The sequence below is a fragment of the Saccharopolyspora erythraea genome (assembly GCF_018141105.1).
Taxonomy (GTDB): Bacteria; Actinomycetota; Actinomycetes; order Mycobacteriales; family Pseudonocardiaceae; genus Saccharopolyspora_D; species Saccharopolyspora_D erythraea_A.
The window spans coordinates 2,316,430-2,341,111 of the sequence record NZ_CP054839.1 but is presented as its reverse complement, the minus strand read 5'-3'; the positions used below and the strand labels follow the sequence as shown (position 1 = coordinate 2,341,111).

Genomic DNA, 24,682 nt, shown 5'->3' with positions numbered 1-24,682 from the left:
CGCCGGAGGGTCTGTTCGGCGAAATCCCCTTGGCGGCGGCGGAAACTCCGGCTCCGCGTCCGGACTCCCAGCGCAGGCGCCGGAACCCGACGGTGGTCAGACGCGGTGGAGCCGGGACAGCAGGATCGCCGACGGCACCGCGTAAGCACCGCGACGGCGCACCGACTCGACCACCGCGCGGTCCGACGTCGCCACGACGAGCTGCCTGCCCTGCGGCTCGGCGGCGACGAGATCGCGGATCACATCGTCGGCCTGCACACCGGGTTCGCTGAACAGCACCCGCACCCCGCGCGGCCCGGCCGCGGGCACCGCGAGCACGTCGGCACCGTCGAAGACCACCGTGACCTCCGCGCCGGTGCGCGCGGCCAGCGCCGCGAGCTGGTGCGCGAGGCGGTCGCGCTGGTCGGCCAGCGGCAGCTCGGGGTAGCCGGTCTTGGTGACGTTGTAGCCGTCCACGATCAGATGCACCGCGGGAAGCGCCAGCAACCGGTCCAGCGCCGCCACGTCCTGCACCTGGCCAGTGGCACCGGAGTGCGACCGCACGCGCTGCACGACGTCGGCCGGACGCGGGCCGCTGCCGGTCGCGCCGAGCTCCCTGCGCAGTCCGCCGAGCGCGCCGTCGAGCGTCTCCAGCAGCAACGCCAGCCGCACCTCGTCGCCCTGCCTCGCCTCCCGCGCCGAGTGGCGCGCGGTCTCGGCGTCGGCCGCCGCGCGGTCGGCGCGCAACCGCTCCTCCCGGGCGCGGGCCAGCTCGCGGTCGCGCTCGGCGGCGATCTCCGAGATCGCCGCGTCGGCGTCCTCGCGCACCCGCTCCAGGTCGGTACGCGCCGCCTCGGCCTCGTCCTTGGCCTCCTTCAGCCGCACGCCCTGTTCGCGCAGGCGCTTGCGGAGCCGGTCGGCCTCCGCGCTGCTCTGCCCGCAGGCGCGCTCCACGGCCACCTTCGCCTCCGCCAGCTCCGCCCGCAGGCGCTCGGCCTCGGCGGCGAGCTTGTCCGCCCGCGTCGCCGCCGAGTCCCGCTCACCGCGGAGCTGGCCCTGCTCGGTGCGCAGCGCGACGAGCTCGACGTAGTGCGCCGCGACCGGGGCCTCCTGCAGGACGGCGGCGGCCGCGACGACGAGCGGGTCGTCGTCGGTGAGGCTCAGCGCCTCGGGCCGCTCTCCCCGGCACCAGTCGACGACCGCGGTCCGGAAGACCGCAGAGTCGCGCAGCGCGGCGATCAACGCCCCCTGGCCGAGCTTCGCGCGCTTGGCGGGCGCGAAGCGCACCACCGGGCGCAGCTGGGCGGGCACGTCGGCCGCGCGCATCTCCCCCAGCGCATCGGCCGCGAGCTCGGCCAGCCGGGAACGCAGCGGCCCGGCGAGCCCGTCCCAGTCGACCCGCACGCCAGGGGTCTGCTGTGCACTGTCCACAGCAGACTCGTCAGGTGCGGGGGACTGCTCCCCGGGCGTCGGTGGTGCCACCCCCACAGGCTAGTCGCAGCAGCGGGCTTCGAGCGCATCCACCGGGCCGCCGGCACCCGCGTCCGGAGTTTTCGCCGCTCGGGCGGGCCGCCCTCCGGCACCGTCGCAGGGCATACGCGGCTGGTGATCACGCGGTCGCCGCGAGTGTCCACCATGCCCGCGGGCGGTGATCACGACCGAAGGCGGCTTGCCGGCGGTGATGGCGGCGTCGCGATCGGTAGCGCCCCTGCCGCGCGGCCGGGCGCCGCACGCGGCGTCGCGGGCGGCGGTGTCGTGGTGTCCCGCTAGCGTGATCACCGATGACCGCCCACGCCCAGCTCAGCTTCGACGAGATCGTCCCCGAGGTCGAGGTCCCGCTGCACGAGGTCACCTTCGTGGTCGTCGACCTGGAAACCACCGGCGGCAGCAACGCCCAGGACGCGGTCACCGAGATCGGCGCGGTCAAGGTGCGCGGCGGCGAGGTGGTCGGGGAGTTCCAGACGCTGGTCGACCCGGAGCGCGACATCCCGCCCTCGGTGGTGACCATCACCGGCATCACCGAGGCCATGGTGCGCGACGCGCCGCGCCTGGACTCGGTGCTCCCGGCGTTCCTGGAGTTCTGCCGGGGCAGCGTCCTGGTGGCGCACAACGCGCCCTTCGACACCGGGTTCCTGCGCGCTGGTTGCGAGCGGCTCGGCCTGCGCTGGCCCAAGCCGAAGGTGGTGTGCACGGTCCGGCTGGCCCGCCGCGTACTGACCAGGGACGAGACCCCCAACTACCGGCTCGGCACGCTCGCCGGCGTGCTGGGGGCGCGCACCGAGCCGGTGCACCGGGCGCTCGACGACGCCCGCGCGACCGTCGACGTCCTGCACGCCCTTCTCGAGCGGCTCGGCCCGATCGGCGTGCGCACGCTGGAGGACCTGCTCGGGCACCTGCCGGACGTCACCCCGCTGCAGAGGCGCAAGCGCGGGCTGGCCGACGCGCTGCCCAACGCCTCCGGCGTGTACCTGTTCCGCGGGCCCAGCGACGAGGTGCTCTACGTCGGTACCGCCACCGACCTGCGAAGACGCGTGCGGCAGTACTTCACCGCGGGTGAGAAGCGCAGCCGGATCAAGGAGATGGTCGGGCTCGCCGAGCGGATCGACCACGTCGTCTGCGCCCATCCCCTGGAGGCGGAGGTGCGCGAGCTGCGGCTGCTCGCCGCGCACCAGCCCCGCTACAACCGGCGGTCGAAGTTCCCGCAGCGGGCGTGGTGGGTCGTGCTCACCGACGAGCCGTTCCCCCGGCTCTCCGTCGTGCGCGCGCCTCGGCGGTCCGCACTGGGGCCGTTCGCCTCCCGGCGGGCCGCCGCCGACGCCGTGGACGCGCTCCAGGAGGCCACCAAGGTGCGGCGGTGCACCGAACGCATCCCCGCCAAGGACCCGCGCGGCCGTCCGTGCGCCCTGTACGAGCTCCAGCGCTGCGCCGCGCCCTGCGCCGGGTTGCAGAGCACCGAGGACTACGCGCCGGAGGTGATCGCCATCAGCGACGTCGTCGCGGGGCTCGGCACCGGCGTGCTGCACCGCCTGCGCACCGAGCTGGAGCGCCTGTCGCAGGCGCAGCGGTTCGAGGACGCCGCCGTGCACCGCGACCGGCTCGCCGCGCTGGTGCGGTCCCTGGACCGCGGACAGCGGCTGGCGGCGCTGGCCGCCGTCCCGGAGCTGGTCGCCGCCCGGTCCGACGGACGCGGCGGCTGGCACCTGGCCGTGGTCCGCCACGGCAGGCTGGCCGCCGCGGGCACCGCGCGCCGCGGCGTCCCGCCGATGCCGGTGGTCGACCTGCTCCAGGCGTCGGCGGAGACCGTCACCGCCGGGGCCGGGCCGCTGCGTGGCGCCTCGCCCGACGAGGTGCGGGTCGTCCACCGCTGGCTGACCACCGGAGGCACCAGGATGGTCCGCTGCTCCCAGCCGTGGGCGGAGCCCGCGCGGGGCGCGGGAGCGTGGCACACCTGGCTGGAACGCGCCGTCAGCGGCCGCACCCCCTACGCCGCCGTGGACTGAGCCGAGCCTGGGCCATCCCCTTGCCCGGACCGCCACCCGAGGTCTTCCATGGAGGTGTCTGGGGGTCGATCGGGGGACAGAACCATGACCACCATCGTCCGGGCCCACGACGTCGCGCGCACCGATCACGACCACGCCGCCGACCTCCTGCTACCCGAGGTCGACGCGATGCGCGACCTGCTCGGCGCGCTGACGCCCGAGGAGTGGCGGCGGCCGACCGAGTGCACCGGCTGGAACGTGCACGACGTCGTCGCCCACCTGGTCGGCAACGCCGAGAACGCGCTCGACACCGAGCTGCTCGCCCGGCGCGTCCGGGAGGGCGCCGCCAGGTACGCGGGGCGCCCCCGCCTGGACGCCATGAACGAGGTGGCCGTCGACGCCTGGCGGGACCGGCCCGACGACGAGCTCCTCGCCGAGTTCGACCGGCTGTGGCCGCAGGTGCTCCAGGCGCTGCCCGAGATGCCCGAGCAGGCGCGCGACCTCCGGTTCGACACCGGCTACCCAGACGTGCCACCGCTGTCGCTGGGCTACGTCGTCGACGTCATCCTCACCCGCGACATGTGGATGCACCGCGTCGACATCTGCCGGGCGACCGGGCGCACGTTCGCGATGCACCCCCACGACCTCGGGGTCGCCGAACAGGTGCTGCGCGACCTCGACGACGAATGGGCCGGACCGCCCTTCGTGCTGGAGCTCTCCGGCCTGGTCAACGGCGACTGGCGGATCGGCGACGACGCCCCCGAGGCCACCGTCGAGGGCGACGCCATGGACGTCCTGCGCGGCCTGTCCGGCCGCACCTCGCCCGACCTGACGGTGATGCGGGGCGACAGCGGCGTCGCGGACCCGATCAGGGCGGCGCGGGTGCTGTTCTGACGGCCGCACGGGACCCGGAACCGATCTCCGGCGGCCACCGCGGCGCCGCCCGACCCGCCGCAGCCGTCGCACGCGAAGAAGGCCCCGGCATCCGTGCCGGGGCCCTCTCGCTCGAACCAGGTCAGTCGACCTTGGGCTTGCCCGAGATCAGCTCGCGCTGCTCGCGCTCCTCGCGCTCGCGCTCGGCGTCCTCGTGCAGCGCACGCTCCAGCGCCTCGGTCTCCTCCTGCGGGTCCGGCTTGAGCAGGCTGCCCGGCACCGGGTGGCCCGCCGCGCCCAGCTTGTTCATCTTCTTCGGCACCGGAGCGCCCTGGTAGGGCAGCTCCTCCGGGTGGCCGTGCTCGTCCACCGGGCCGAGCGGCTGGTGGATTTCGATGAACTCACCGTGCGGCAGCCGCTTGATGATGCCGGTCTCCACGCCGTGCTCCAGCACCTCGCGGTCGGCCCGCTGCAGACCCAGGCAGATCCGGTAGGTGAGGTAGTAGGCGATCGGCGGCAGCAGCAGCAGGCCCAGCCGGCCGAACCACGTCATGGCGTTCAGCGAGATGTTGAACACGAACGCGATGACGTCGTTGTTGCCCGAGATCATCAGCACCATGAAGAACGTCAGCGCCATCATGCCGAGGCTGGTGCGCACCGGCACGTCGCGCGGACGCTGCAGCAGGTTGTGGTGCGCGTCGTCCTTGGTCAGCTTCCGCTCGATCGCCGGGTACGCGATCAGCAGGGTGAACAGGATGCCCATGCCGATGGCACCGGCGAAGAACACCGGCGGAACGGTGTAGGGCCCGAGGTAGAGCTCCCACGCCGGCCAGACGCGCAGGATGCCGTCGGCCCAGGCCAGGTACCAGTCGGGCTGCGAGGCGGCCGACACCTGCGAGGCGTTGTACGGGCCGAGGTTCCAGATCGGGTTGATCTGGAAGATCCCGGACATGATCGCCAGGACGCCGGTGACCACCGCGAACAGCGAACCGCCCTTGACCGCGAAGGTCGGCATGATCCGGATGCCGACGACGTTGGACTCCTTGCGCCGCACGCCCGGGAACTGGGTGTGCTTCTGGTACCAGACCAGCGCCAGGTGCGCCGCGATCAGGCCGAGCATGATGCCCGGGATGAGCAGCACGTGCAGCACGTACAGGCGCGGGATGATCTCCATGCCGGGGAACTCGCCGCCGAACAGCGCCCAGTGCAGCCAGGTGCCCAGCAGCGGGATCGAGAGCACGATGCCCGACAGGGTCGCGCGGATACCGGTGCCGGAGAGCAGGTCGTCCGGCAGCGAGTAGCCGAAGAAGCCCTCGAACATGCCCAGGATCAGCAGCAGCGCGCCGATGGTCCAGTTGCTCTCGCGCGGCTTGCGGAACGCACCCGTGAAGAAGATGCGCGCCATGTGCGCCATCATCGAGGCGACGAAGATCAGCGCGGCCCAGTGGTGCAGCTGCCGGATGAACAGACCGCCGCGGACCTCGAACGAGATGTCCAGGGTGCTCGCGAACGCCTTGGACATCTCGACGCCCTGCAGGTTCCGGTAGACGCCGTCGTAGACGACCTCCTCCATCGAGGGGTCGAAGAACAGCGTCAGGTAGACACCGGTCAGCAGCAGCAGGATGAAGGTGTAGAGGGCGATCTCACCGAGCAGGAACGACCAGTGCGTCGGGAAGACCTTGTTCAGCTGCCGCCGCATGCCCTTGGCGAACTGGAAGCGCTGGTCGAGTTCGTCCGCGGCCGTGGCCGCCTTCTTGTAGGCGGCGCTCTCTGATTTCGTGGGCGTGGTGATCGAACTCATGCCTTGCGCTCCCAGTAGGCCGGGCCGACCGGCTCGATGAAGTCGTGCTTCGCCACAAAATATCCCTCTTCGTCCACCGTGATCGGTAGCTGGGGCAGGGACCGGGTGGCGGGACCGAAGACCGGCTTGGCGTAGGTGTTGACCACGTCGAACTGCGACTGGTGGCAGGGGCAGAGCAACCGGCCGGTCTGCTGCTCGAACAGCGAGGTCGGGCAGCCGACGTGCGTGCAGATCTTCGAGTAGGCGTAGTAGTCGCCGTAGTTGAAGTCCTCCTGGCCCTTGCGCTTGACGGGCGCGCTGCCCGGGCGCAGGCGGATCAGCATGACCGGCGCGTCGCCCTTGCGCATGGCCGCGCTGAGCGCGTGCTCGTCGTGGCGCTCGGACTCGCGGAACGGGTAGACCGTCTCGAAGCCGCCCGCGTCGATGTCCTCCGGGCGCACCAGGGAGACGTCGTGCGAGTTGCCGGTGCTGCGGCGCAGGTAGACCTTCTCGCCGTTCTCCGACAGCCAGGGGGTGTGCTGGAGCGACTCCGGGCCCTCGTTGGCCCACGGGTTGCGGATGAACCCGCCGATGGCAACCACGCCGGCGCCCAGGCCCAGCGCGCCCACGCCGAACCCGGCGGTGCGCTTGATCATCGACCGGCGGGCGATGCCGCTGCGGTCGCCCGCGTCGGCCAGCAGGGCGGCCGCGGTCTGGCGGTCGACCTCCTCGGAGGCGTGGCCGTCGTGGCGCTGCTGCACCGCGACCTCGTGCGGGATGAACTTCTTGGCGTAGAGCACCGCGCCGAAGCCGACCGAGATCACCGACAGGCCGAGGAAGGTCCCGACCAGCGGGGTGTAGAGCGAGTAGATGAAGTACTCGCGCGGCTGGCTCAGCGGGTCGGCGTAGCCCCAGGGCCAGAAGATGAACGCGGCCAGGAATGCCAGCGCCGACAGGCCGGCGAGCATGAACCACGCGGCGACCGCGCGCTCGGCGCGGCGCTCGGCGCGGGTGTTCTTGACCGGCCAGCGGTCGCGGTACTCGACGAGCTCGACGTCGTCGAGCGCCACCCCGAGCCGGACCTTCTCGTCGCGGCTCATCTCGGCCAGCTCGGCCTCGGTGTATTCCCTCTGCTGCTGCTCACTCATGCCCTGGCTCCGATCCACAGGGTGATGCCGATCAGCGCGCCGATCCCGACCACCCAGGCGATCACCATCTCGGATGCCGGCCCGTAACCACCCAGGTCGTTGCCGCCCGGGTTGTTGTTGCCGTTGCTCACCGACTTGACGTAGGCGATGATGTCCTTCTTCTCCTCCGGGGTGAGCTGCCGGTCGGAGAACTTCGGCATGTTCTGGGGTCCGGTGAGCATCGCGTTGTAGATGTCCTGCTCGGTTGCCTCGTGCAGGTTCGGCGCGTACTTGCCGGACGACATCGCGATGCCGCGGCCCGTGAAGTTGTGGCACGAGGCACAGTTGAGCCGGAACAGCTCACCACCCCGAGCGGGGTTGGCGCCCCAGAGCTGCTCGCCGGTCTGCTTCGGCGACTCCGGTCCACCCCCGTACGTCTGAACATACGCCGCCAGGGCGTCGATCTCCTCCGGCGAGAACTTCGGGGGCTTGCGCATGGCCTGCGCCTCCTGGCGGACCATGGGCATCCGGCCGGTCGCGACCTGGAAGTGCACCGCCGCCTCGCCGACGCCCACCAGGCTCGGCCCGCGGTCCTGCACGCCCTGCAGGTTGGAGCCGTGGCAGCTGATGCAGGCGTTGCTGTAGAGCTGTTCGCCCTGCCTGACCAGGGCCGGGTCCGCCGCGGCGTGCGCGGTCTGGGGCTCGGGGGTCAGGACGGTGTAGAGCCCGCCGGCACTGATCAGGGCGATGCCCAGCGCCAGCGCACCGGAGATCCGCCGACGTAGCTTCGAGCCCGCGCGGTTCCGTTTCTTGATGGTGGTCATGAGTGCGGCAACCCTTGCTGTCAGGTTCGGGGTGTTTCGGAAACGACCTCGTCTGCGAAGACGGTCAGGGCACGAGGTAGATCACGGCGAACAGCCCGATCCACACGATGTCCACGAAGTGCCAGTAGTACGACACGACGATGGCCGCGATGGCCTGCGCCGGGGTGAACTTGCTGAGCCTCGTCCGGACGATCAGGAAGATGAACGCGATCAGCCCGCCGATGACGTGCAGGCCGTGGAAGCCGGTCGTCATGTAGAAGACCGTCCCGTAGGCCGACGACGCGATCGTGGTGCCGTGCTCGGCGACGAGCTGGTAGTACTCGCCCGCCTGCCCCAGCACGAAGACCGTTCCCATGATCAGCGTGATGACGTACCAGCGGCGGAGTCCGTAGACGTCTCCGCGCTCGGCCGCGAACACGCCCCACTGGCAGGTGAACGAGGACGCCACCAGGATGATCGTGAACGGGAGGGCGTACGGGAGGTTCAGGTGGGTGGGCGGTGGCGGCCACTCGCCCTCGTTCTGCGCCTTCACCGTGAAGAACATGGCGAAGAGCCCAGCGAAGAACATCAGCTCGCTGGCCAACCAAACGATGGTGCCCACGCTGACCATGTTCGGGCGGTTCAGCGAGTGCACGCGTTGACTGATTGAGGGCGCTGCCGTTGTCACGCGACGCATTATGTCTTGCACCTTTTCCGGTTGCCTCGTCGGGTCCGCGCGTGTGTCGACGGGTGATCGGATTGCGACCTGGGAGTAACACAACGTGAAGGCCATCCGCAAAGCCCTAGCCCGTGTGAGTGGTCGCTTCCGCGCCCGGAAGCAGCCCGTGATCAGCATCGACGACCCCGGGCTGCGGGTCGTGGTCAGCGCGTTCGACGAGGCGGAGGCGGCGTCCTCGGCGTTGGCCCGTTCGGCCCAGTGGCGTGCGGAGGAGCCCGCGGTCCTGCGCCATTACCTGGTGGTTCCCGGGCACGAGGTGGCCACCGCCCGGGAACTGCTCGCGCCCGACGGCTGGACGCTGCGGACCAGCGGCGAGGCCGCTGAGCAGGGCGAACACCCCGATACCGAGGAGCCGGGCACCGTGGTCGCGCTCCGTGTTCAGGTCCTCGACGCGTTGCATTGCTCACAGGAGAGCTCGCGGATGGCGGGCCTCGCGCAGCGGCTGGGCGGCCGGGCGCTCGGCTGGGACGCGCTGCAACCCGCCCCGCCCGAGGCGGGTTGATCGAATCCGCCCAGGTGACTACTCCCCGGGTCCGCGCAGCCGATAGCATCCGGGAACGATCCGCCCCGGCCGTCGCCGAGCCAGCGAGGGAGCACGTGATGAACGCACCGACCACGACCGTTCTGGTGTTCAGCCACAAGCCGGAGGTCCGGGAGGCGATCATCACCGCTATCGGGCGCAGGCCGGCTCCGGACCTGCCCCGCGTGCACTACATCGAGGCGGGCACCGTCGCCGACGTGCTCACCGAGGCCGACGCGGGCACCGCCGACCTGGTGATCCTCGACGGCGAGGCCCAGCCGACCGGGGGCATGGGCGTGTCCCGCCAGCTCAAGAACGAGATCGAGCCCTGCCCGCCGATCATCGTCGCGGTGCGCCGCAAGGACGACCGATGGCTCGCGACCTGGTCGCAGGCCGACGCCGTCATCGTGCACCCGCTCGACCCCATCTCCGCCGCGGAGACGGTCGCCGAGGTGCTGCGCACCCATGCCCGGCCGCCGGCCCGGGCGTAACCGGAACGGAACTGAGATCGTGGGAACCATGGCTGGAAGCTGGGCAGCACTGCTGGGGCATCTGGTGGCCGGGAACGACCTCTCGGCCGAGGACACCGCCTGGGCCATGGACCTGGTGATGACCGGAGAGGCCACGCCCGCGCGGGTGGCGGCTTTCGTGGTCGCGCTGCGCGCGAAGGGCGAGACCCCCGCGGAGGTGCGCGGCATGGCCGACGCCATGCTCTCCCACTCCCGCCCGCTTGAGGTCCGGCACCGGGCGGTGGACATCGTCGGCACCGGCGGCGACCGGTCCGGCAGCGTCAACATCTCGACGATGGCCTCGATCGTGCTGGCCTCGGCCGGGGTCCCGGTCGTCAAGCACGGCAACCGCGCGGCCTCGTCGAAGTGCGGCACGGCCGACGTCCTGGAGGCGCTGGGCGTGGCCATCGACCTGCCGCCCGACGGCGTGCGGCGCTGCGTGGAGGAGCTCGGCATCGGCTTCTGCTTCGCCCCGGTGTTCCACCCGGCGATGCGCCACGCCGCGGGCCCGCGCCGCGAGATCGGCATCCCCACCGCGTTCAACGTGCTCGGCCCGCTGACCAACCCGGCCCGCCCGTCGGCCGGTCTCATCGGCTGCGGCGACCTGCGGATGGCGCCGGTGATGGCCGAGGTCTTCGCCGGCCGGGGTGGGTCCGTCCTGCTGGTCCGCGGTGACGACGGCATGGACGAGATCACCACGACCACCACCACGACCGTATGGGTGGTCCAGGACGGCACCGTGACCGAGGAGAGCATCGACCCCGCCGAGTTCGGCATCCGCTACAGCACGCCCGCCGAGCTGCAGGGCGGCGACGCCGAGGTCAATGCCGACGTGGTGCGGCGGCTGGTGGCCGGTGAGGCCGGGCCGGTGCGCGACGCCGTGCTGCTCAACGCCGCGGGTGCGCTGGCGGCCTTCGAGGGTCCGGGCACCGAGCTGCGCGGCAGGCTCGGAGCGGACCTGGAGCGCGTCGCGGCCGCGATCGACTCCGGCGCGGCGGCCGACCTGCTCGACCGGTGGGCGAAGCACTCCACCGAGATCATGCGCGAGAGCGAGTGAACGTCCGGGCCGCGGCCCGGACTCGCAGTACGGCCCAGCGCTGCCGGTGAAGCTTCGGGACGCCCGCACGCCCGGGAAGGCCGCGCAAGCACGTGCCGGACGCTCAGCCGAGCTGTGAGGGCTCGCAACGGCCCTCACCTGCGGCCATCACCCGCGGTGCGCGCTCACTCGTCCTCCATGCCGAGCGAAAAGGCGGCCTCGGTGTCCTGGCGCGAGTACGAGCGGAACGCGATGTGGGTGTCGGTGTCGAGGACACCGGTGACCTTGTTGATCCGGCCGGGCACGATGTCGGCGATCTTCTCGTGGTCGCTGACCCGCAGGACCGCGATCAGGTCGACGTCGCCCGCGCAGGAGTACACCTCCGCCACGCCCTCCAGGTCGGCGATTTCCTGAGCGGCCTCGGTCAGGCGCTCGGCGGCGGTCTGGATCAGCACGATCGCGGTGATCACTGGGGAACCCTCCTGCTGCGGCACTGCGGTAGTCGTGATCCTAGAGCCTCCGGGTGCCGCGGGCCGGGGCGCGTGGGGCCGCCGCGACAGCGAAAGGCCCCGGACCGGTCGGTCCGGGGCCTCGCCCGTCTGCTCTTGGATCAGTCGTGGTTCGGTCCGGTGTGGTACTCGAACACCAGGCCCGCGACCATGATCAGGACCACCGCGACGGCGATCACGATCATCCACACGTGGAAGAACGCCAGCGCGACACCGGCGAACGCCGCGGCCGCGGCCAGGCCCACCGGCCAGTAGCTGCCCGGGCTGAAGAAGCCCAGCTCGCCGGCGCCGTCGCTGATCTCGGCCTCGTCGTTGTCCTCCGGACGCGGCTCGATGCGCCGGGCCACGAACTGGAAGTACGTGCCGATCAGCAGCGACAGCCCGCCGACCAGGATCAGCGCCACGGTGCCGACCGGCTCCTTCGCCCAGAACCCGTAGACGATCGCCGACAGGAAGAAGAAGAAGGTGATGTAGTTGAAGATCTTCGCTTCGACCTTCATGGAGTCCTCGCTCTCACGCCGTACGCCCTGCCGAGGGCACTCCTCAGTTGGCTGTCCCGATGCCCGAGGGCTTGCCGCCGGTGCGCTCGGTGTCGAACGGGACGCCGGTGACCGCCCGCGGGGCGCACAGCTCGCCGCACTTCATCTCCCCGAGCGCCTCGGAGGCGGTGTACGGGCTGCCGGTCTGCGGGTTGATGCGCGTCCGCAGCCCCATGTACTGGTCGAACTTGTCCTTCGAGAGCGCGCGGACCTCGAAGTTCATCATCGAGTGGTAGGTGCCGCACAGCTCGGCGCACCGCCCGACGAACGAGCCTTCGCGGTCGATCGTGTTCTGGAAGACGTTGTCCTGGTTGTTCTTGTCCGGGTGCGGGAAGGTGTCCCGCTTGAAGTGGAACTCCGGCACGAAGAACGAGTGGATGACGTCGGTCGACGACAGGTGGTACTCGACGCTGGAGTCGGTCGGCAGCACCAGCAGCGGGATCTCCTCGCTGCTGCCGACGGTCCGCACCGGCTGCCCGTCCGGCGTCCTGTAGCCGGGGTAGTTGAACTCCCAGTTCCACTGGAAGGACACCACGTTGACCTTGACGTCCGGGTTGGCCGGCTTGGCCAGCACGTAGTTCTGGGTGACCGCGGTGAAGTAGAACAGCACCACGACCATCACGAACGGGATCGCCGAGTAGATGATCTCCAGCGGCAGGTTGTACTGGAACTGCCTGGGCAGCTCCTCGCTCTTCTTGCGGTGGAAGGCGACCGACCAGAAGATCAGCCCCCACACGAGCACACCGACCGCGAGAGCCGCGATCACAGACCAGGTCCAGAGCTGGCGCATCGACTCGGCCTGCGGGGTGACACCCTGCGGCCAGCCGAACCGCAGGACCTCGTTGGTCGTGCAGCCCGTTGCCGCGACACCTACCAGGCCGATCAGCCCAGTGACCTTGACCAGCCGTGGCAATCGGGTCCCCTCCTTCAGGCCCACTGCGCGACGCCTCCTCGCTGCGAAACTCACCGATCCGGCATGCGCGCCCGCCCGTCCCCCGCAGGGGGAGCCGATCCACCGCCGGAATTCTGCGGCGAAGCCTAGCCCAGCAGTAGCCGCGATACTGCTCCGGGGTCGCCCCGCAGGGTCACCCGCGCGCGCCCGGGAGAGCGAGATCACCTGCGGCGAGTGCCGGGTGCGGTGCTCCCGGCGGAGTGTGGCCCCCGCGCGTGCGGGCGGCAACCGGCGCAACGGCATACTGGGCATCCCGATCCGGGGACTTCCCGACCTTCGGGGTTCCCCGCCGGGGAGCGAACCCACACCGCCGACACGAGAGGTGCCCGAGACACGTGTGCGGCCTGCTTGGACTGGTCTGTCCCACCGAAGAGAACGCCGGTCACGCCCGCGACGCCGTGGCCACCGCCCTGCGGTGCCAGCGGCACCGGGGTCCGGACGAGAGCGACACCTGGCATGGCGGTGAGCTGGTCTTCGGCTTCAACCGGCTGTCGATCATCGACCTCGAACACTCCCACCAGCCGCTGAGCTGGGGCCCGCCGGAGAACCCGGGCCGCTACACCGTGCTGTTCAACGGCGAGATCTACAACTACCTCGAACTGCGCGCGGAGCTGGTGGACCGCTTCGGCGCCCGGTTCAACACCGACGGCGACACCGAGGTCATCGTCGCGGCCTACCACTACCTGGGTACCTCCATGGTGGGGCGCCTGCGCGGCATGTTCGCCTTCCTGGTCTGGGACAACGAGCGCAAGGTCGTCTTCGGCGCCCGCGACCCCTTCGGCATCAAGCCGCTGTTCTACGCCCAGGGCCCCGGCGGCATCGCCTTCGCCAGCGAGAAGAAGAGCCTGCTCAGCCTGGCCAACACGCTTCGGATCACCGAGGACCTGGACCACCGGGCCATGCAGCACTACCTGGTGCTGCAGTACGTGCCGGAGCCCGAGACCCTGCACCGGCAGGTGCGCCGCATCGAGTCCGGCACCTCGTTCACCGTCGCGCCGGGTGGCCAGCTGGTCACCGAGCGCTACTTCCAGCCGAACTTCGGCTCGCGGACGCTGCACAGCGACTCCGACGCCAAGCGCATGCACGACGAGATCGTCGACGTGATGCGCGACTCGGTCGCCAAGCACATGCGCGCGGACGTGACGGTCGGCGCGTTCCTGTCCGGCGGCATCGACTCGACCGCGATCGCCGCGCTGGCCAAGGAGCACAACCCGAACCTGATCACCTTCACCACCGGGTTCGAGCGCCAGGGCTATTCCGAGGTCGACGTGGCCGCCGAGTCGGCGGCGGCGATCGGCGTCAAGCACGTGGTCCGCACCGTCTCCGCCGAGGAGATGATGGAGACGCTGCCGCTGATCGTCTGGTACCTGGACGACCCGGTGGCCGACCCGGCGCTGGTGCCGCTGTGGTTCATCGCGCGCGAGGCGCGCCAGCACGTCAAGGTGGTGCTCTCCGGCGAGGGCGCCGACGAGCTGTTCGGCGGTTACACGATCTACCGCGAGCCGCTGTCGCTGGCGCCGTTCGAGAAGGTGCCGGGTGCGCTGCGCAAGGCGATGGGCAGGGTGTCCACCGCCATCCCGGAGGGCGTGCGCGGCAAGGACCTGCTGCGCCGCGGTGCCCTGAGCCTGGAGGAGCGCTACTACGGCAACGCCCGGATCTTCCGGGACGACCAGCTCCGCAACGTGATGCGCGGCTTCGACCCGGGGGTCTCGCACAAGGACGTCACCGCCGCGGCCTACCGGACCTCCTCCGGCTGGGACCCGGTGACCCGGATGCAGCACGTGGACCTGTTCACCTGGCTGCGCGGCGACATCCTGGTCAAGGCCGACAAGATGACCATGGCCAACTCGCTGGAGCTGCGGGTGCCGTTCCTGGACCCGGAGGTCTTCCGGATCGCCAGCACGATCCCGCTCGAGCAGAAGATCACCAGGGAGACCACCAAGTACGCGCTGCGCCAGGCGATGTACCAGGTGGTGCCCGCGCACGTGCTCAACCGCCGCAAGCTGGGCTTCCCGGTGCCGATCAAGCACTGGCTGCGCGACGAGATGCACGACTGGGCGCGCAACATCATCCAGCAGTCCCAGACCGACCACCTGCTCAACCGCACCGCGGTGCTGCAGCTGCTGGAGGAGCACCGCTCCGGCGTGCTCGACCACAGCCGCCGCCTGTGGGCGCTGCTGGTGTTCATGCTCTGGCACGGCATCTTCATCGAGGGCCGGCTGTCGCCGGAGGTGCCCGAGCCGCACTACCCGGTCAAGCTCTGAGGGCCAGCCGGGGCTAGACGAGGAGGGGCGTTCCCGCTGGGAGCGCCCCTCCTGCGTTTCGCGCGGCGCCGACCACGGGCAACGACTGGATCGCCGGGCGGTTTCGACCGCCTCGTCACCGAGTACCGGGAGGAATGCCGCAGGGCCGGGAGCCCCGAGGGGACCGGTGCGGGCGAGCGGCCCCTGTCCCCGCCCGCACCGGTCGCACGGCCCCGAAAGCCGAAGATCACCGATGTGACAGCGCTCGCGTGCGCGAGGTTCCCGATGTCGCCCGATCGGCGTAGCGGAGTCGTCGCGGGCTACGAGGTGCTCGACGCCGCCTGGTCGGAGCGCCGGAACTCGGCGCGCCAGCGGACGACCGAGGGGTCGGATTCGGCGGGGATCGCCTCGATCCGTGCCACGTGGAGATCATCCCGGGCGAACGACTCGACCTCCGCGCGGGTGAGCGGCCACGGCGGCCCCTCGACCGGTCCTTCGCCCCGCGCCGATGCGATGACCAGCAGCGTGCCGCCCGGGGCGACGAACCGCCGGACCGCCGCGATCGCGCCGCCGCGCAGGGTGTCGGGCAGCGACTGGACGGTCAGGCTTTCCACGACCAGGTCGTACGCGCCCGCGCGTTCGCCCGGCGGTTCCAGCAGGTCGGCGACGGCGTAGCGGACCCGTGAGCCGGGGAACCGCAGCCTGGCGCCGTCGACGGCCGTGGCCGAGACGTCGAAGGCGTCGGTGCGGAAACCGAGGCTCGCCAGGAGTTCGGCGTCCGCGCCGTACCCGCAGCCGACGACGAGCGCGCGCCTGCCCTCGCCGCGCAGTCCGGCGGACCACTCGGCGAGCAGTTGGTGCGGAGCTCCGCGATCCCACGGCACGGCGGCCTCGCCGCGCTCCGCCTGCGCGTAGAGGCGCTCGAACCAGCCCGTCGGGTCGTCGGTGGAAAGCGACTCCGCCGCGAGCCTGCGCGCGTGCTCCTCGATGTCGGCCATGGGACCTCTCCTGTCGCGGCGCGGACCCCAGCGTTCTCGGAGGCGCCGATGCGGAAGCTACTGCTGAGGGTAGGGCGGCTGGGGAGCCCAGGTCTGGACCGGCTGCTGCTTCTTCAGCTTCGCCGCGGCCAGGAACCGCCCGGTGGCCGGCAGCAGCGCGAAAACCAGCGCGCCCACCAGAACCAGCGTCCTGATCGCGACGGGAACCAGATAGCTCGGGGACCCGAGCGGTTCGGTGCCGTACTCGACCAGCGTGCGGATCACGCCGTACGTCTGGTACAGCAGCAACAACGACCACGCGCCGACGAGCAGCCACCGTCCCACCGGCGTCTTGACCAGGCAGAGCAGCACGAAGCCTGCGAGCGCCACGACGAGCTCCACCAGGGGCAGCACGAGCACGAATCCCACGATGGACGCGTAGTCCGAGAAGCCGATGGTCACCATGCCGTACACCGTCGACCCCAGCGATACCAGCGCCACGAGGATTCCGAGGACGCCGGCGAGGTAGGCGGTCGCGCCGCCGGCAGGCCGCGCCGTCCCGGCCATGCCCGGGACTTGCGGCCCGGCCTGGAACTGCTGGCCGTACTGGCCCTGCTGGACGTATTGCCCTTGCTGGCCGTACTGGTCCTGCTGACCCTGCGGAGCGGCCGGGAACTGCTGGCCCGCCTGGAACTGCGGGGGGTACTGCCCCGGCGCGCCGTACTGGCCCTGCTGCTGCGGGTTCTGCCCGTGGGGCGGTTGCGGCTGCACGGACGAGGACATTACCCGCGCACATCCGCCGGAAGTGCCGCTTTGGCGCGACTTCGCCGCACGACGCGGGTCGGGGTTGCTCCACGTGCCGCACCGATCTCGTCGACGATCACCCGCTTGTTGTAGTAGGACTCTAGAGCTTAGGTCGCTACACTCGCCAACGTGCCAGCAAGGGAAGGCTCACCTAAACCACCGGATGCCGAAACCGGTCTGTCGCTGGAGCGGGTTTCGGTCGAGCGCGGCGGCCGGGCGGTGCTGAGCGAGGTCACCGCCGACGTCCGCGGGGGCGAGGTCCTCGCCGTCCTCGGTCCCTCCGGCGCGGGCAAGACCTCGTTGCTGCGGGTGGTGGCGGGCTTGCTCGCCCCGTCCGGCGGCTCGGTGCGGACCCCGCCCGGACGCCTCGGCTACGCCTTCGCCGAGCACCGGCTGCTGCCCTGGCGCACCGTTCTGCAGAACGTGCTGATCCCGCTGGGACGCCGCGAAGGCCGGACCGCGCGCGAACGCGCGCTGAGCCTGCTCGACGAGTTCGGCGTCGGCGGCACCGCCGACCGGCGCCCGGCCGAGCTCTCCGGAGGGATGCGCCAGCGGGTGGCGCTGGTGCGCGCGCTGGTGGTCCGCCCCGCGCTGCTGCTGGCCGACGAACCGCTGTCGGCGGTCGACCGGCAGGCACGCCGATCCGCCACCGCGGCGGCGTGCAGGCACCTCGGCGGCGCCGCCGCCCTGTGGGTCACCCACGACCCGGAAGAAGCCGCCGCCGTGGCCGAGCGCGCACTGCTCATCGGCACCGGCGGGCGGGCCCGACTCGTGCCGACCAGCCGCCTCGGCTCGGCCTGACCTTCGAAAGCAGAGGTATCGGTGAAACGTCGGACGTTCATGCGCATCGCGGCGCTGCCCCCGCTGCCCGCCGTGCTCGGCGCCTGCACGGGCGGCACGCGGCCGCAGGCGGACGCGCTGCGGGTCGTCAGCGTCGCCAACGTCGTCGCGGAGGCGGCGCTGACCGGCCTCCGGACGGGCGGCGCGGCGTTGCCCGGTGTCGGCGCGGTGCGGATCAGCCGGGCCAGGACGCCCGACGAGCTGCGGGCCGGTCTGGTCGGCGGCCAGGTCGACGTCGCGGTGCTGCCCTCGACGGCGGCGGCGAACCTGGCCGCCAAGGGCGTCGACGTGCGGGTGCTGGGAGTGCTGGACCAGGCGTTGCTGGCCGGGGTCGGCCGCGCCCGGGCGGGGATCGGGCCGTGGGAGGCGCTGCGCGGCGCGACCGTCGACGTCGCGTTCCGAGGTGACATCACCGACGTGCTGACGCGGCTGCTCGCCCGGGCGGGCGGTCTGCGCCCGGACGTGGACGTGCGGTTCCGCTACCACGCGCAGCTCCCGGAGGCGGTCGCCGAGTTCGCAGTGGGCAGGGCGGATTTCGCGGTGCTGCCCGAGCCGTCGGCCTCGCTGGCGCTGCTGCGTGCCGCAGAGGCCGGCAGACCGGGCACCAGGTTCCTCGACCCGGCGGCCGAGTGGCGCGCGACCACCGGGAGCACGTCACTGCCGCTGATGGCGGTCGCCGTTCGCGGCGAACTCGCGACGGGGCGCCCCGAGGTGGTCCGCGCGCTCCAGGACCACCTGCGCGCGGCGACCGCGAACGCCGCGGCCTCGGCCGGGGCGGTGGCCGCCGAACTCCAGCTGCCGCCCCAGGTGGTGTCCGAGCTCCTCGGCCGCGGCGGTACCGGTTTCCGCACGGGTGTGCAGGCACGGGCCGACCTCGACGTCCTCTACCGGCGGCTCCTGGAGCACGCCCCGGAGACGATCGGCGGCAGGGTGCCCGGGGACGGTTTCGGTGTCTGAGCGTCGCGGGCGCCGCCTGCGTCTCAGCGGCGCAGCCGTGGTGGGCGTGGCGGTGCTGGCCGGGTGCTGGCAGGCCGTCGCGTGGCAGCAGCCGGAGATCCTGGTGCCGTCCCCCGCCGAGACCGCCGCCGCCCTGCGCGACCTCGCGTGGAGCGGCGAGCTCGCGGCGCAGCTCCGGACCACGCTGAGCCGGGCCGCGGTGGGCGTGGCGATCGGCATCGCTGCGGGTGCGCTGTGGGGCCTGGCCAGCGCCTCCCGGCGCTGGATCGACGAGTCCGGGCGCCCGCTTCGCGGACTGCTGCTCGGCCTGCCGCCGGTGATCCCCGCCGTGCTGGGCACGGTGTGGCTCGGCGACGCGGGTGCGGTGGCCGTCCTCGTGGTGGTCGTCGTGACGGTGCCGACCGCGAAGGTGACCGTGGCCGAGGCGGCCCGCGCGATCGACGCCGACCTGCTGGAGATGGCCCGGGTCTACCGGCTGCCCCCGCTGGCGCGGCTGCGGCACCTGCAACTGCCCGCGCTGGTCCCCGCGCTGCGCTCGGCGGCGTCGCTGTGCGGTGCCGGCGGACTGCGCGTGGCGATCATGGCCGAGCTGCTGGTCGCACCGGACGGCGTGGGCGCGGCCGTCGCGCAGGCGCGCGGGAACCTGGCAACCGCCGAGGTCTTCGCGTGGGCGCTGGTCGCGGTCGCCGCCGCGCTGGTCACCGACTGGCTGGTCGCCCGTCCCGCTCACCGCGGCGCCGCCTCCCGCGCCGCAGAACCCGTTGGAGCCCGATGATGAACGACCAGGTCCTGATCGCGGGCGGCGGCCCCACCGGCCTCACGACCGCCCTGCTGCTCGCCCATTTCGGGGTGTCGTGCACCGTCGTCGAACGCCGGTCGGAGCCTTCGTCCACCCCGAAGGCGCGCGCGGTCACGCTGCGCTCGATGGAGATCTTCCGCGCGCTGGGCGTGGCCGACGAGATCAGCGCCGCGGCGCTGGCGTCGGAACGGATCCGGTTGCCCTTCACCTTCGCCGCCACCCTCGCCGACGCCCGCGCCGGGCACACCGACCAGACGGCGCGGCACGGTGCGCGGGCGGAGCTGAGCCCGTGCACCACGGTCGTGTGCCCGCAGGACGTCGTGGAAGGCGTCCTCCTGGCCAGGGTGCTGGCTGATGCCCGCATCCGGTTCCTGCCGGGCACCGAGGTGGCCGGCGCCCGCGGTGACGACGACGGCGTGGAGGTCCGCACGTCCGGTGGGCAGGTGCTGCGAGGCCGCTACCTCGTCGGCGCCGACGGCGCGCACAGCGCCGTCCGGGAGACGTTCGGCGGTCCGGCAGAGCTCGCCCCCGCCGATCCGCCGGTGGCCAACACCCTCGTGCTGTTCGAGGCCGACCTCGGCCCGCTGGTGGCCGGACTCGGCAGCACGATCTACTTCCTCGACCACGGCGGCGTCCGCGGCTTCCTCCAGCCCGCCGCGCAGCCGGACCGGTGGACGTTCAACCAGATCCACGACGGCGCCGACCCGCTGGCGCGCACGGACCCGGCGGGCGCCGTCCGGACCGCGGTCGGGGCCGATGTCGCGGTCGACGTCCTTGAGACCGCCGACTGGACGATGCGCAGCGCGGTGGCGCCGTGGTTCGGCAACGACCGGGTCTTCCTGGCCGGAGACGCCGCGCACCTGGTGTCGCCGTTCAGCGGTTCGGGGCTGAACCTGGGGGTGCAGGACGCGGACAACCTGGCGTGGAAGCTGGCCGCCGTGCTGCGCGGGCATGCCGGGTCCCGGCTGCTCGACACCTACGAGCAGGAGCGGCGGCCCAGCGCGGAGCGGCACGTGGAGCGCGACCGCGCGGCGGTGGCGACCGTCCGCGCCGACCCCGGCTGGCTTCGCTGGCGAACCGAGCTGCCGGCCCGGCGCAAGGACGACGCGGCGCTGCTCGGTGATCCCTATCGGTCCGACGCCGTGCTGCTCTGCGAGCGGTGGGACGCACCCGCTTCCCCCGGGCGGCGTGCCCCGCACTGCTGGCTCGACGACGGCCGCACGTCCACCCTCGACCTCGCCCGGAACGGGTTCGCGCTCGTCAGCCCCGACCCGGCGTGGTCGGCACCCGCGGTGGAGGCGGCCGCGCGCGCCGGTGTCGCGCTGGCGGTCGTGCCCGGCGGCGCCGACCGCGACCGCATCGCCGCCGCCTACGACCTGACCGACGGCGCCGCGCTGCTGCGACCGGACGCCACCGTCGCCTGGCGCTGCGAGCACTTCCCCGTCGATCCGCTGAGCGCGGTCGCCGACGCGCTCGGCTCGGTGCTCTCGGCCGACCGCTGAGCCGTCCGCCCGCGTGATCCGCCACCATGCTCTGGTGGAGATGTCACCGCTGCTCGAACGCATCACCGACGCGATCGCCCCGCTGCGCGGGAGCGGGGAGGTCGCCGACTACATCCCCGCGCTGGCCCGGGTGGCTCCGGACCGGTTCGGCATCGGGGTGGCCGAGGTGGACGGCGGCGTGCACGGCGCGGGCGACTGGGAGACGCCGTTCTCGATGCAGAGCATCTCCAAGGTCTTCACGCTCGCGATGGTGCTCGCCGAAGGCGACGACACACTGTGGCGCCGGGTGGGGCGGGAGCCGTCGGGCAACCCGTTCAACTCCCTGGTGCAGCTGGAACACGAGCGCGGCATCCCGCGGAACCCGTTCATCAACGCCGGTGCGCTGGCGGTCACCGACCAGCTCATCTCCCTCACCGGCGACGCGGTCGCCGCGCTGCTGGAGTTCCTGCGGACCGAGAGCGCGAACCCGGCGCTGCCGGTCGACGACGAGGTGGCGATCTCGGAGCGGGCCAACGCCGACCGCAACCTGGCGCTGGCGCACTTCATGGCGTCCTACGGCAACATGCGCAACCCGGTGGACGAGGTGATCGACCAGTACGTCCGGCAGTGCTCGATCGCGATGAGCTGCCGCGACCTGGCGCAGGCCGGGCTGTTCCTGGCCCGGCACGGGGTGCGCCGCGACGGCACCGGCCACCTCAGCCGCAGCCAGGCCAAGCGGATCAACGCGATCATGCTGACCTGCGGGACCTACGACGCCGCCGGGGAGTTCGCCTACCACGTCGGGATCCCGGGCAAGAGCGGCGTGGGCGGCGGCATCCTGGCGATCGTGCCGGGGCGCTGCGCTGTCGCGGTGTGGAGCCCCGGACTGGACCGGCGCGGCAACTCGGTGGCGGGCGTGGCCGCCCTCGACCACTTCACCACCCTGACCGGCTGGTCCGTCTTCTAGCGGGTCTTCGAAGCGGCGCAGCCGCTTGGCCCACCCCCGCAACCGGCACCGCCGCGGGTTCTCAGACGTCCTCTGGCGAGGACAGCTTTTTCGCAGCGTATGGGTGATACGTCAGAAAAAGATCCCGGAGCCAGAGGACGCCTGAGGTTCCGCCACCGGAACCGCCACGCAAGGCGAGTTCAAGGACAGGAACGAGGTTCTGCCTAGTCGCAGTGCTCGAACGGGCTGGTGTAGGACTCCGAGCCGACCGAGCCGCCCCACTTCACGCAGGTGGCCTTGGCGACCTTGCGCACCGGGCCGGCGTAGTAGGTGAAGTTGCCGCTGTCGGTGACCCGCGCGGTCCCCTTCACCTCCAGGAACGCCGAGGCCGCCGACGCCGTGCCCAGCGACCTGGACTTCAGCGTGACAACGCAGTTGTTGGAGTTGGACGCGTTGTAGAGCAGGTAGGTGGTGCCCGCCCCGCCCAGCGCCTGCTGGTCGATCACGCTGTAGCCGGCGCCGCACACCTCGGTGGGCGTGTAGGGGTTGCCGCTGCAGTTGTTCTTGCTGGTGAAGTCGGTGTGGCCGTAGTACGGGACCGCGACGCCGTCGAGCTTGGCCTTCTGGGCGGTGCCGTTGAGGCGCTGTTCGAAGTGCAGGTGGGGTCCGGTCACGCCACCGGTCGCACCGGCGGTGCCGATCTTGGCGCCGAGGGCGACCTGCTGGCCGACCGAGACCGTCTGGCTGTTCAGGTGCGCGTAGCGGGTGGTCCAGCCGGCACCGTGGTCGATCTCGACCCAGCGCCCGTAGCTGGTGTCGCCCTCGTTGGCCACCCTGGTGACCTTGCCCGCGGCTGAGGCGAGCACCGGCATGCCGGTGATGCCGCTCTTCTGGAAGTCGACCGAGTTCGGCGGGTTGTGGCCGCTGAACGTGGCCGCGGTGACGGTGACACCGCAGGCGAAGGGCACCTGGAAGTTGGGCGCGGCCGACGCGGGCGTCTGCCCGATGCCGACCACGCCCAGCCCCGCGAGCGCCAGTGCCGCGGCGCCGACGGCTAATCGCCGCAAGATGGTCATCGACTACCTCCTCGTGTGCAGGGGTATCGATGTGACCACGCGGCTCCGGCAAGAAATAGACCTATTGGGAGGATTTTCGGTGAATCATTCCCCACCGGACTCGCCGGTCAGCCCGCCAGCCAGACGGCGGTGTCGACGGGGAGCACACCGGACCAGTCGGTGCCCGCGTCGCTGCGGCACAGCAGCCGTCCCGGGAGGTTTAGCGACACCGGCTCGGAGCCGAGGTTCAGCGCGCACACGAATCCCGGGCCGCGCCGGAAGGCCAGGACGCCCGCGGGGGCGTCCATCCACTCCAGACCGTCCGGGCCGAGCTCGCGCCGCAGCGCGAGCGCCTCGCGGTAGGTCGACAGCACCGAGTCGCCGCGGTCGCGCTGCGCCTCGACCGAGAGCCGCGCCCAGCCGGGCGGGACGGGCAGCCAGCTCCCGGCCGGGCCGAACCCGAACGGCGCGTCGGCACCCTCCCACGGGATCGGGACGCGGCAGCCGTCGCGGCCCCGGTCGGTGCGCCCGGAGCGCTCCCACACCGGGTCCTGCAGCACCTCCTCCGGCAGGTCCAGCACCTCCGGAAGCCCCAGCTCCTCGCCCTGGTAGACGTAGACCGAGCCGGGCAGCGCGAAGCTGAGCAGCGCCGCCGCCCGCGCCCGGCGCAGGCCGGTCTCACCGTCGCCGTAGCGGGTCACCGGGCGCTTGACGTCGTGGTTGCCCAGCACCCAGGTCGTGGTGGCCCCGACGGCGTCGTTGGCCGCGAGCGAGTCGTCGATGACCGAGCGGAAGCCGTCGGCCGACCACGGCGACTCCAGCAGCGCCATGTTGAACGCCTGGTGCAGCTCGTCCGGGCGCACGTAGCGGGCCAGGCGGCTGCTGGTGGGGGCCCACGCCTCGGCCACCCCGATGCGGGCGCCCTCGTAGGAGTCCAGCAGCTCGCGCCACTCCCGGTAGATGCCGTGCACCTCGTCCTGGTCGAAGTAGGGCAGCTCGGCCCGGCCGAGCAGGGAGATCTGCTGGTGCAGCCCGGTGTCGGGCAGGTCGGGGTGCTTGATCATGCCGTGCGCGACGTCGATCCGGAAGCCGTCGACCCCGCGGTCCAGCCAGAACCCCAGCACCTTGCGGAACTCCGCGCGGATCTGCGGGTTGCGCCAGTTCAGGTCGGGCTGCTCGGGGGCGAACAGGTGCAGGTACCACTGGCCGTCGGCGACGCGGGTCCACGCCGGACCGCCGAAGATCGACTCCCAGTCGTTGGGCGGCAGCTCTCCCTTCTCACCCCGTCCGTCGCGGAACAGGTACCGCTCCCGCGCCGGGTCGCCCGGCCCGGCTTCCAGCGCCTCGGCGAACCACGGGTGCGCGTCGGAGGTGTGGTTGGGCACGACGTCGACGATCACCTTCAGGCCGAGCGAGTGCGCCCGCGCCAGCAGCTCGTCGAAGTCGGCGAGCGTGCCGAACATCGGGTCGACGTCGCAGTAGTCGGCGACGTCGTAGCCGCCGTCGGCCATCGGCGACGGGTAGAAAGGCGTGAGCCAGACCGCGTCCACGCCCAGCTCCACCAGGTACGGCAGCCTGGCGCGCACGCCCGCCAGATCGCCGATCCCATCGCCGTCGGCGTCGGCGAAGCTGCGGACGTAGACCTGGTACACCACCGCGTCGCGCCACCAGTCGGCGGCCGTTCCGCGCACTCCCGCACCCCTGAGCACCAGTACCCCTTCCCACGGTTCCCGCC

At 72.0% G+C, this 24,682-nt stretch carries 23 protein-coding genes; 11 read left to right on the top strand and 12 right to left on the bottom strand.

The window, feature by feature from the left end; all coding sequences use genetic code 11:
- Positions 1 to 96 precede the first annotated feature (96 nt).
- Positions 97 to 1,410 (bottom strand): NYN domain-containing protein, encoded by a 1,314-nt coding sequence (locus HUO13_RS10820; RefSeq protein ID WP_249124639.1) that lies wholly within the window; start codon positions 1,408 to 1,410, stop codon positions 97 to 99.
- A gap of 350 nt (positions 1,411 to 1,760) precedes the next feature.
- On the opposite strand from HUO13_RS10820, the gene HUO13_RS10815 reads away from it, so the two are divergent.
- Both HUO13_RS10815 and HUO13_RS10810 read left to right on the top strand, forming a co-directional pair.
- Complete coding sequence (locus tag HUO13_RS10815; RefSeq protein ID WP_211901269.1) at positions 1,761 to 3,479, top strand: DEDD exonuclease domain-containing protein; 1,719 nt, start codon at positions 1,761 to 1,763, stop codon at positions 3,477 to 3,479.
- 84 nt (positions 3,480 to 3,563) lie between these two features.
- Positions 3,564 to 4,352, top strand: coding sequence for a maleylpyruvate isomerase family mycothiol-dependent enzyme (locus HUO13_RS10810; protein WP_211901268.1), 789 nt, complete (start codon positions 3,564 to 3,566; stop codon positions 4,350 to 4,352).
- Positions 4,353 to 4,473: 121 nt separating this feature from the next.
- Here HUO13_RS10810 and qcrB read toward each other — a convergent pair whose 3' ends face one another.
- The 4 genes from qcrB to ctaE all read right to left on the bottom strand — a co-directional run bounded on the left by qcrB (position 4,474) and on the right by ctaE (position 8,738).
- Positions 4,474 to 6,132, bottom strand: coding sequence for a cytochrome bc1 complex cytochrome b subunit (gene qcrB / locus HUO13_RS10805; protein WP_211901267.1), 1,659 nt, complete (start codon positions 6,130 to 6,132; stop codon positions 4,474 to 4,476).
- Positions 6,129 to 7,259, bottom strand: a complete 1,131-nt coding sequence (gene qcrA, locus HUO13_RS10800; protein WP_211901266.1) for a cytochrome bc1 complex Rieske iron-sulfur subunit — start codon at positions 7,257 to 7,259, stop codon at positions 6,129 to 6,131. The genes qcrB and qcrA overlap by 4 nt, the downstream gene beginning before the upstream one ends.
- Positions 7,256 to 8,062 (bottom strand): cytochrome bc1 complex diheme cytochrome c subunit, encoded by an 807-nt coding sequence (gene qcrC, locus HUO13_RS10795; protein ID WP_009943857.1) that lies wholly within the window; start codon positions 8,060 to 8,062, stop codon positions 7,256 to 7,258. Before qcrC ends, qcrA begins: the two co-directional genes overlap by 4 nt.
- A gap of 64 nt (positions 8,063 to 8,126) precedes the next feature.
- Positions 8,127 to 8,738, bottom strand: a complete 612-nt coding sequence (gene ctaE / locus HUO13_RS10790) for an aa3-type cytochrome oxidase subunit III (protein ID WP_211901265.1) — start codon at positions 8,736 to 8,738, stop codon at positions 8,127 to 8,129.
- Between the two features lie 148 nt (positions 8,739 to 8,886).
- Here ctaE and HUO13_RS10785 point away from each other — a divergent pair, with 148 nt between their 5' ends.
- The 3 genes from HUO13_RS10785 (at position 8,887) to trpD (ending at position 10,866) form a co-directional block, all read left to right on the top strand.
- Positions 8,887 to 9,282 carry a hypothetical protein gene (locus HUO13_RS10785; protein ID WP_211901264.1) on the top strand — a complete coding sequence of 132 codons (396 nt, stop codon included), beginning with the start codon at positions 8,887 to 8,889 and terminating at the stop codon, positions 9,280 to 9,282.
- A gap of 98 nt (positions 9,283 to 9,380) precedes the next feature.
- Positions 9,381 to 9,791, top strand: a complete 411-nt coding sequence (locus tag HUO13_RS10780; RefSeq protein ID WP_211901263.1) for a hypothetical protein — start codon at positions 9,381 to 9,383, stop codon at positions 9,789 to 9,791.
- Between the two features lie 28 nt (positions 9,792 to 9,819).
- The gene (trpD, locus tag HUO13_RS10775) at positions 9,820 to 10,866 is read left to right on the top strand and encodes an anthranilate phosphoribosyltransferase (protein ID WP_211901262.1); all 1,047 of its coding nucleotides are present in this window, start codon (positions 9,820 to 9,822) and stop codon (positions 10,864 to 10,866) included.
- A gap of 164 nt (positions 10,867 to 11,030) precedes the next feature.
- On the opposite strand, the gene HUO13_RS10770 is transcribed toward trpD, so the two are convergent.
- The 3 genes from HUO13_RS10770 to ctaC form a co-directional block, all read right to left on the bottom strand.
- The gene (locus HUO13_RS10770; RefSeq protein WP_211901261.1) at positions 11,031 to 11,315 is read right to left on the bottom strand and encodes an Lrp/AsnC family transcriptional regulator; all 285 of its coding nucleotides are present in this window, start codon (positions 11,313 to 11,315) and stop codon (positions 11,031 to 11,033) included.
- Between the two features lie 140 nt (positions 11,316 to 11,455).
- Entirely contained in the window at positions 11,456 to 11,854 is a 399-nt protein-coding gene (locus HUO13_RS10765) for a cytochrome c oxidase subunit 4 (protein WP_211901260.1), read from the bottom strand.
- Between the two features lie 43 nt (positions 11,855 to 11,897).
- On the bottom strand, positions 11,898 to 12,830 hold the full coding sequence (gene ctaC, locus HUO13_RS10760; RefSeq protein WP_211901259.1) for an aa3-type cytochrome oxidase subunit II: 933 nt from the start codon (positions 12,828 to 12,830) through the stop codon (positions 11,898 to 11,900).
- Between the two features lie 350 nt (positions 12,831 to 13,180).
- Between ctaC and asnB the strand changes: the two genes are divergently transcribed.
- Positions 13,181 to 15,109 (top strand): asparagine synthase (glutamine-hydrolyzing), encoded by a 1,929-nt coding sequence (asnB, locus tag HUO13_RS10755; protein WP_211901258.1) that lies wholly within the window; start codon positions 13,181 to 13,183, stop codon positions 15,107 to 15,109.
- A 299-nt stretch (positions 15,110 to 15,408) separates the two neighbouring features.
- On the opposite strand, the gene HUO13_RS10750 is transcribed toward asnB, so the two are convergent.
- On the bottom strand, positions 15,409 to 16,086 hold the full coding sequence (locus HUO13_RS10750) for a class I SAM-dependent methyltransferase (RefSeq protein WP_211901257.1): 678 nt from the start codon (positions 16,084 to 16,086) through the stop codon (positions 15,409 to 15,411).
- A gap of 57 nt (positions 16,087 to 16,143) precedes the next feature.
- Positions 16,144 to 16,836: a hypothetical protein gene (locus tag HUO13_RS10745; protein ID WP_211901256.1), complete on the bottom strand. Its 693-nt coding sequence runs from the start codon at positions 16,834 to 16,836 to the stop codon at positions 16,144 to 16,146.
- Positions 16,837 to 16,998: 162 nt separating this feature from the next.
- On the opposite strand from HUO13_RS10745, the gene HUO13_RS10740 reads away from it, so the two are divergent.
- The 5 genes from HUO13_RS10740 to HUO13_RS10720 are packed head-to-tail and all read left to right on the top strand — an operon-like array spanning position 16,999 to position 21,913.
- Positions 16,999 to 17,670: an ATP-binding cassette domain-containing protein gene (locus tag HUO13_RS10740; RefSeq protein ID WP_249124636.1), complete on the top strand. Its 672-nt coding sequence runs from the start codon at positions 16,999 to 17,001 to the stop codon at positions 17,668 to 17,670.
- Positions 17,671 to 17,691: 21 nt separating this feature from the next.
- Positions 17,692 to 18,666, top strand: a complete 975-nt coding sequence (locus tag HUO13_RS10735) for an ABC transporter substrate-binding protein (protein ID WP_249124634.1) — start codon at positions 17,692 to 17,694, stop codon at positions 18,664 to 18,666.
- On the top strand, positions 18,659 to 19,441 hold the full coding sequence (locus HUO13_RS10730; protein ID WP_211901255.1) for an ABC transporter permease: 783 nt from the start codon (positions 18,659 to 18,661) through the stop codon (positions 19,439 to 19,441). Before HUO13_RS10735 ends, HUO13_RS10730 begins: the two co-directional genes overlap by 8 nt.
- Positions 19,438 to 20,967, top strand: a complete 1,530-nt coding sequence (locus tag HUO13_RS10725) for an FAD-dependent monooxygenase (RefSeq protein ID WP_211901254.1) — start codon at positions 19,438 to 19,440, stop codon at positions 20,965 to 20,967. The genes HUO13_RS10730 and HUO13_RS10725 overlap by 4 nt, the downstream gene beginning before the upstream one ends.
- A gap of 34 nt (positions 20,968 to 21,001) precedes the next feature.
- Positions 21,002 to 21,913, top strand: a complete 912-nt coding sequence (locus HUO13_RS10720; RefSeq protein ID WP_211901253.1) for a glutaminase — start codon at positions 21,002 to 21,004, stop codon at positions 21,911 to 21,913.
- A 203-nt stretch (positions 21,914 to 22,116) separates the two neighbouring features.
- On the opposite strand, the gene HUO13_RS10715 is transcribed toward HUO13_RS10720, so the two are convergent.
- Both HUO13_RS10715 and HUO13_RS10710 read right to left on the bottom strand, forming a co-directional pair.
- Positions 22,117 to 22,968, bottom strand: coding sequence for a M23 family metallopeptidase (locus tag HUO13_RS10715; protein WP_211901252.1), 852 nt, complete (start codon positions 22,966 to 22,968; stop codon positions 22,117 to 22,119).
- A gap of 107 nt (positions 22,969 to 23,075) precedes the next feature.
- Complete coding sequence (locus HUO13_RS10710) at positions 23,076 to 24,656, bottom strand: glycoside hydrolase family 13 protein (protein ID WP_249124633.1); 1,581 nt, start codon at positions 24,654 to 24,656, stop codon at positions 23,076 to 23,078.
- Between the last annotated feature and the right edge of the window lie 26 nt (positions 24,657 to 24,682).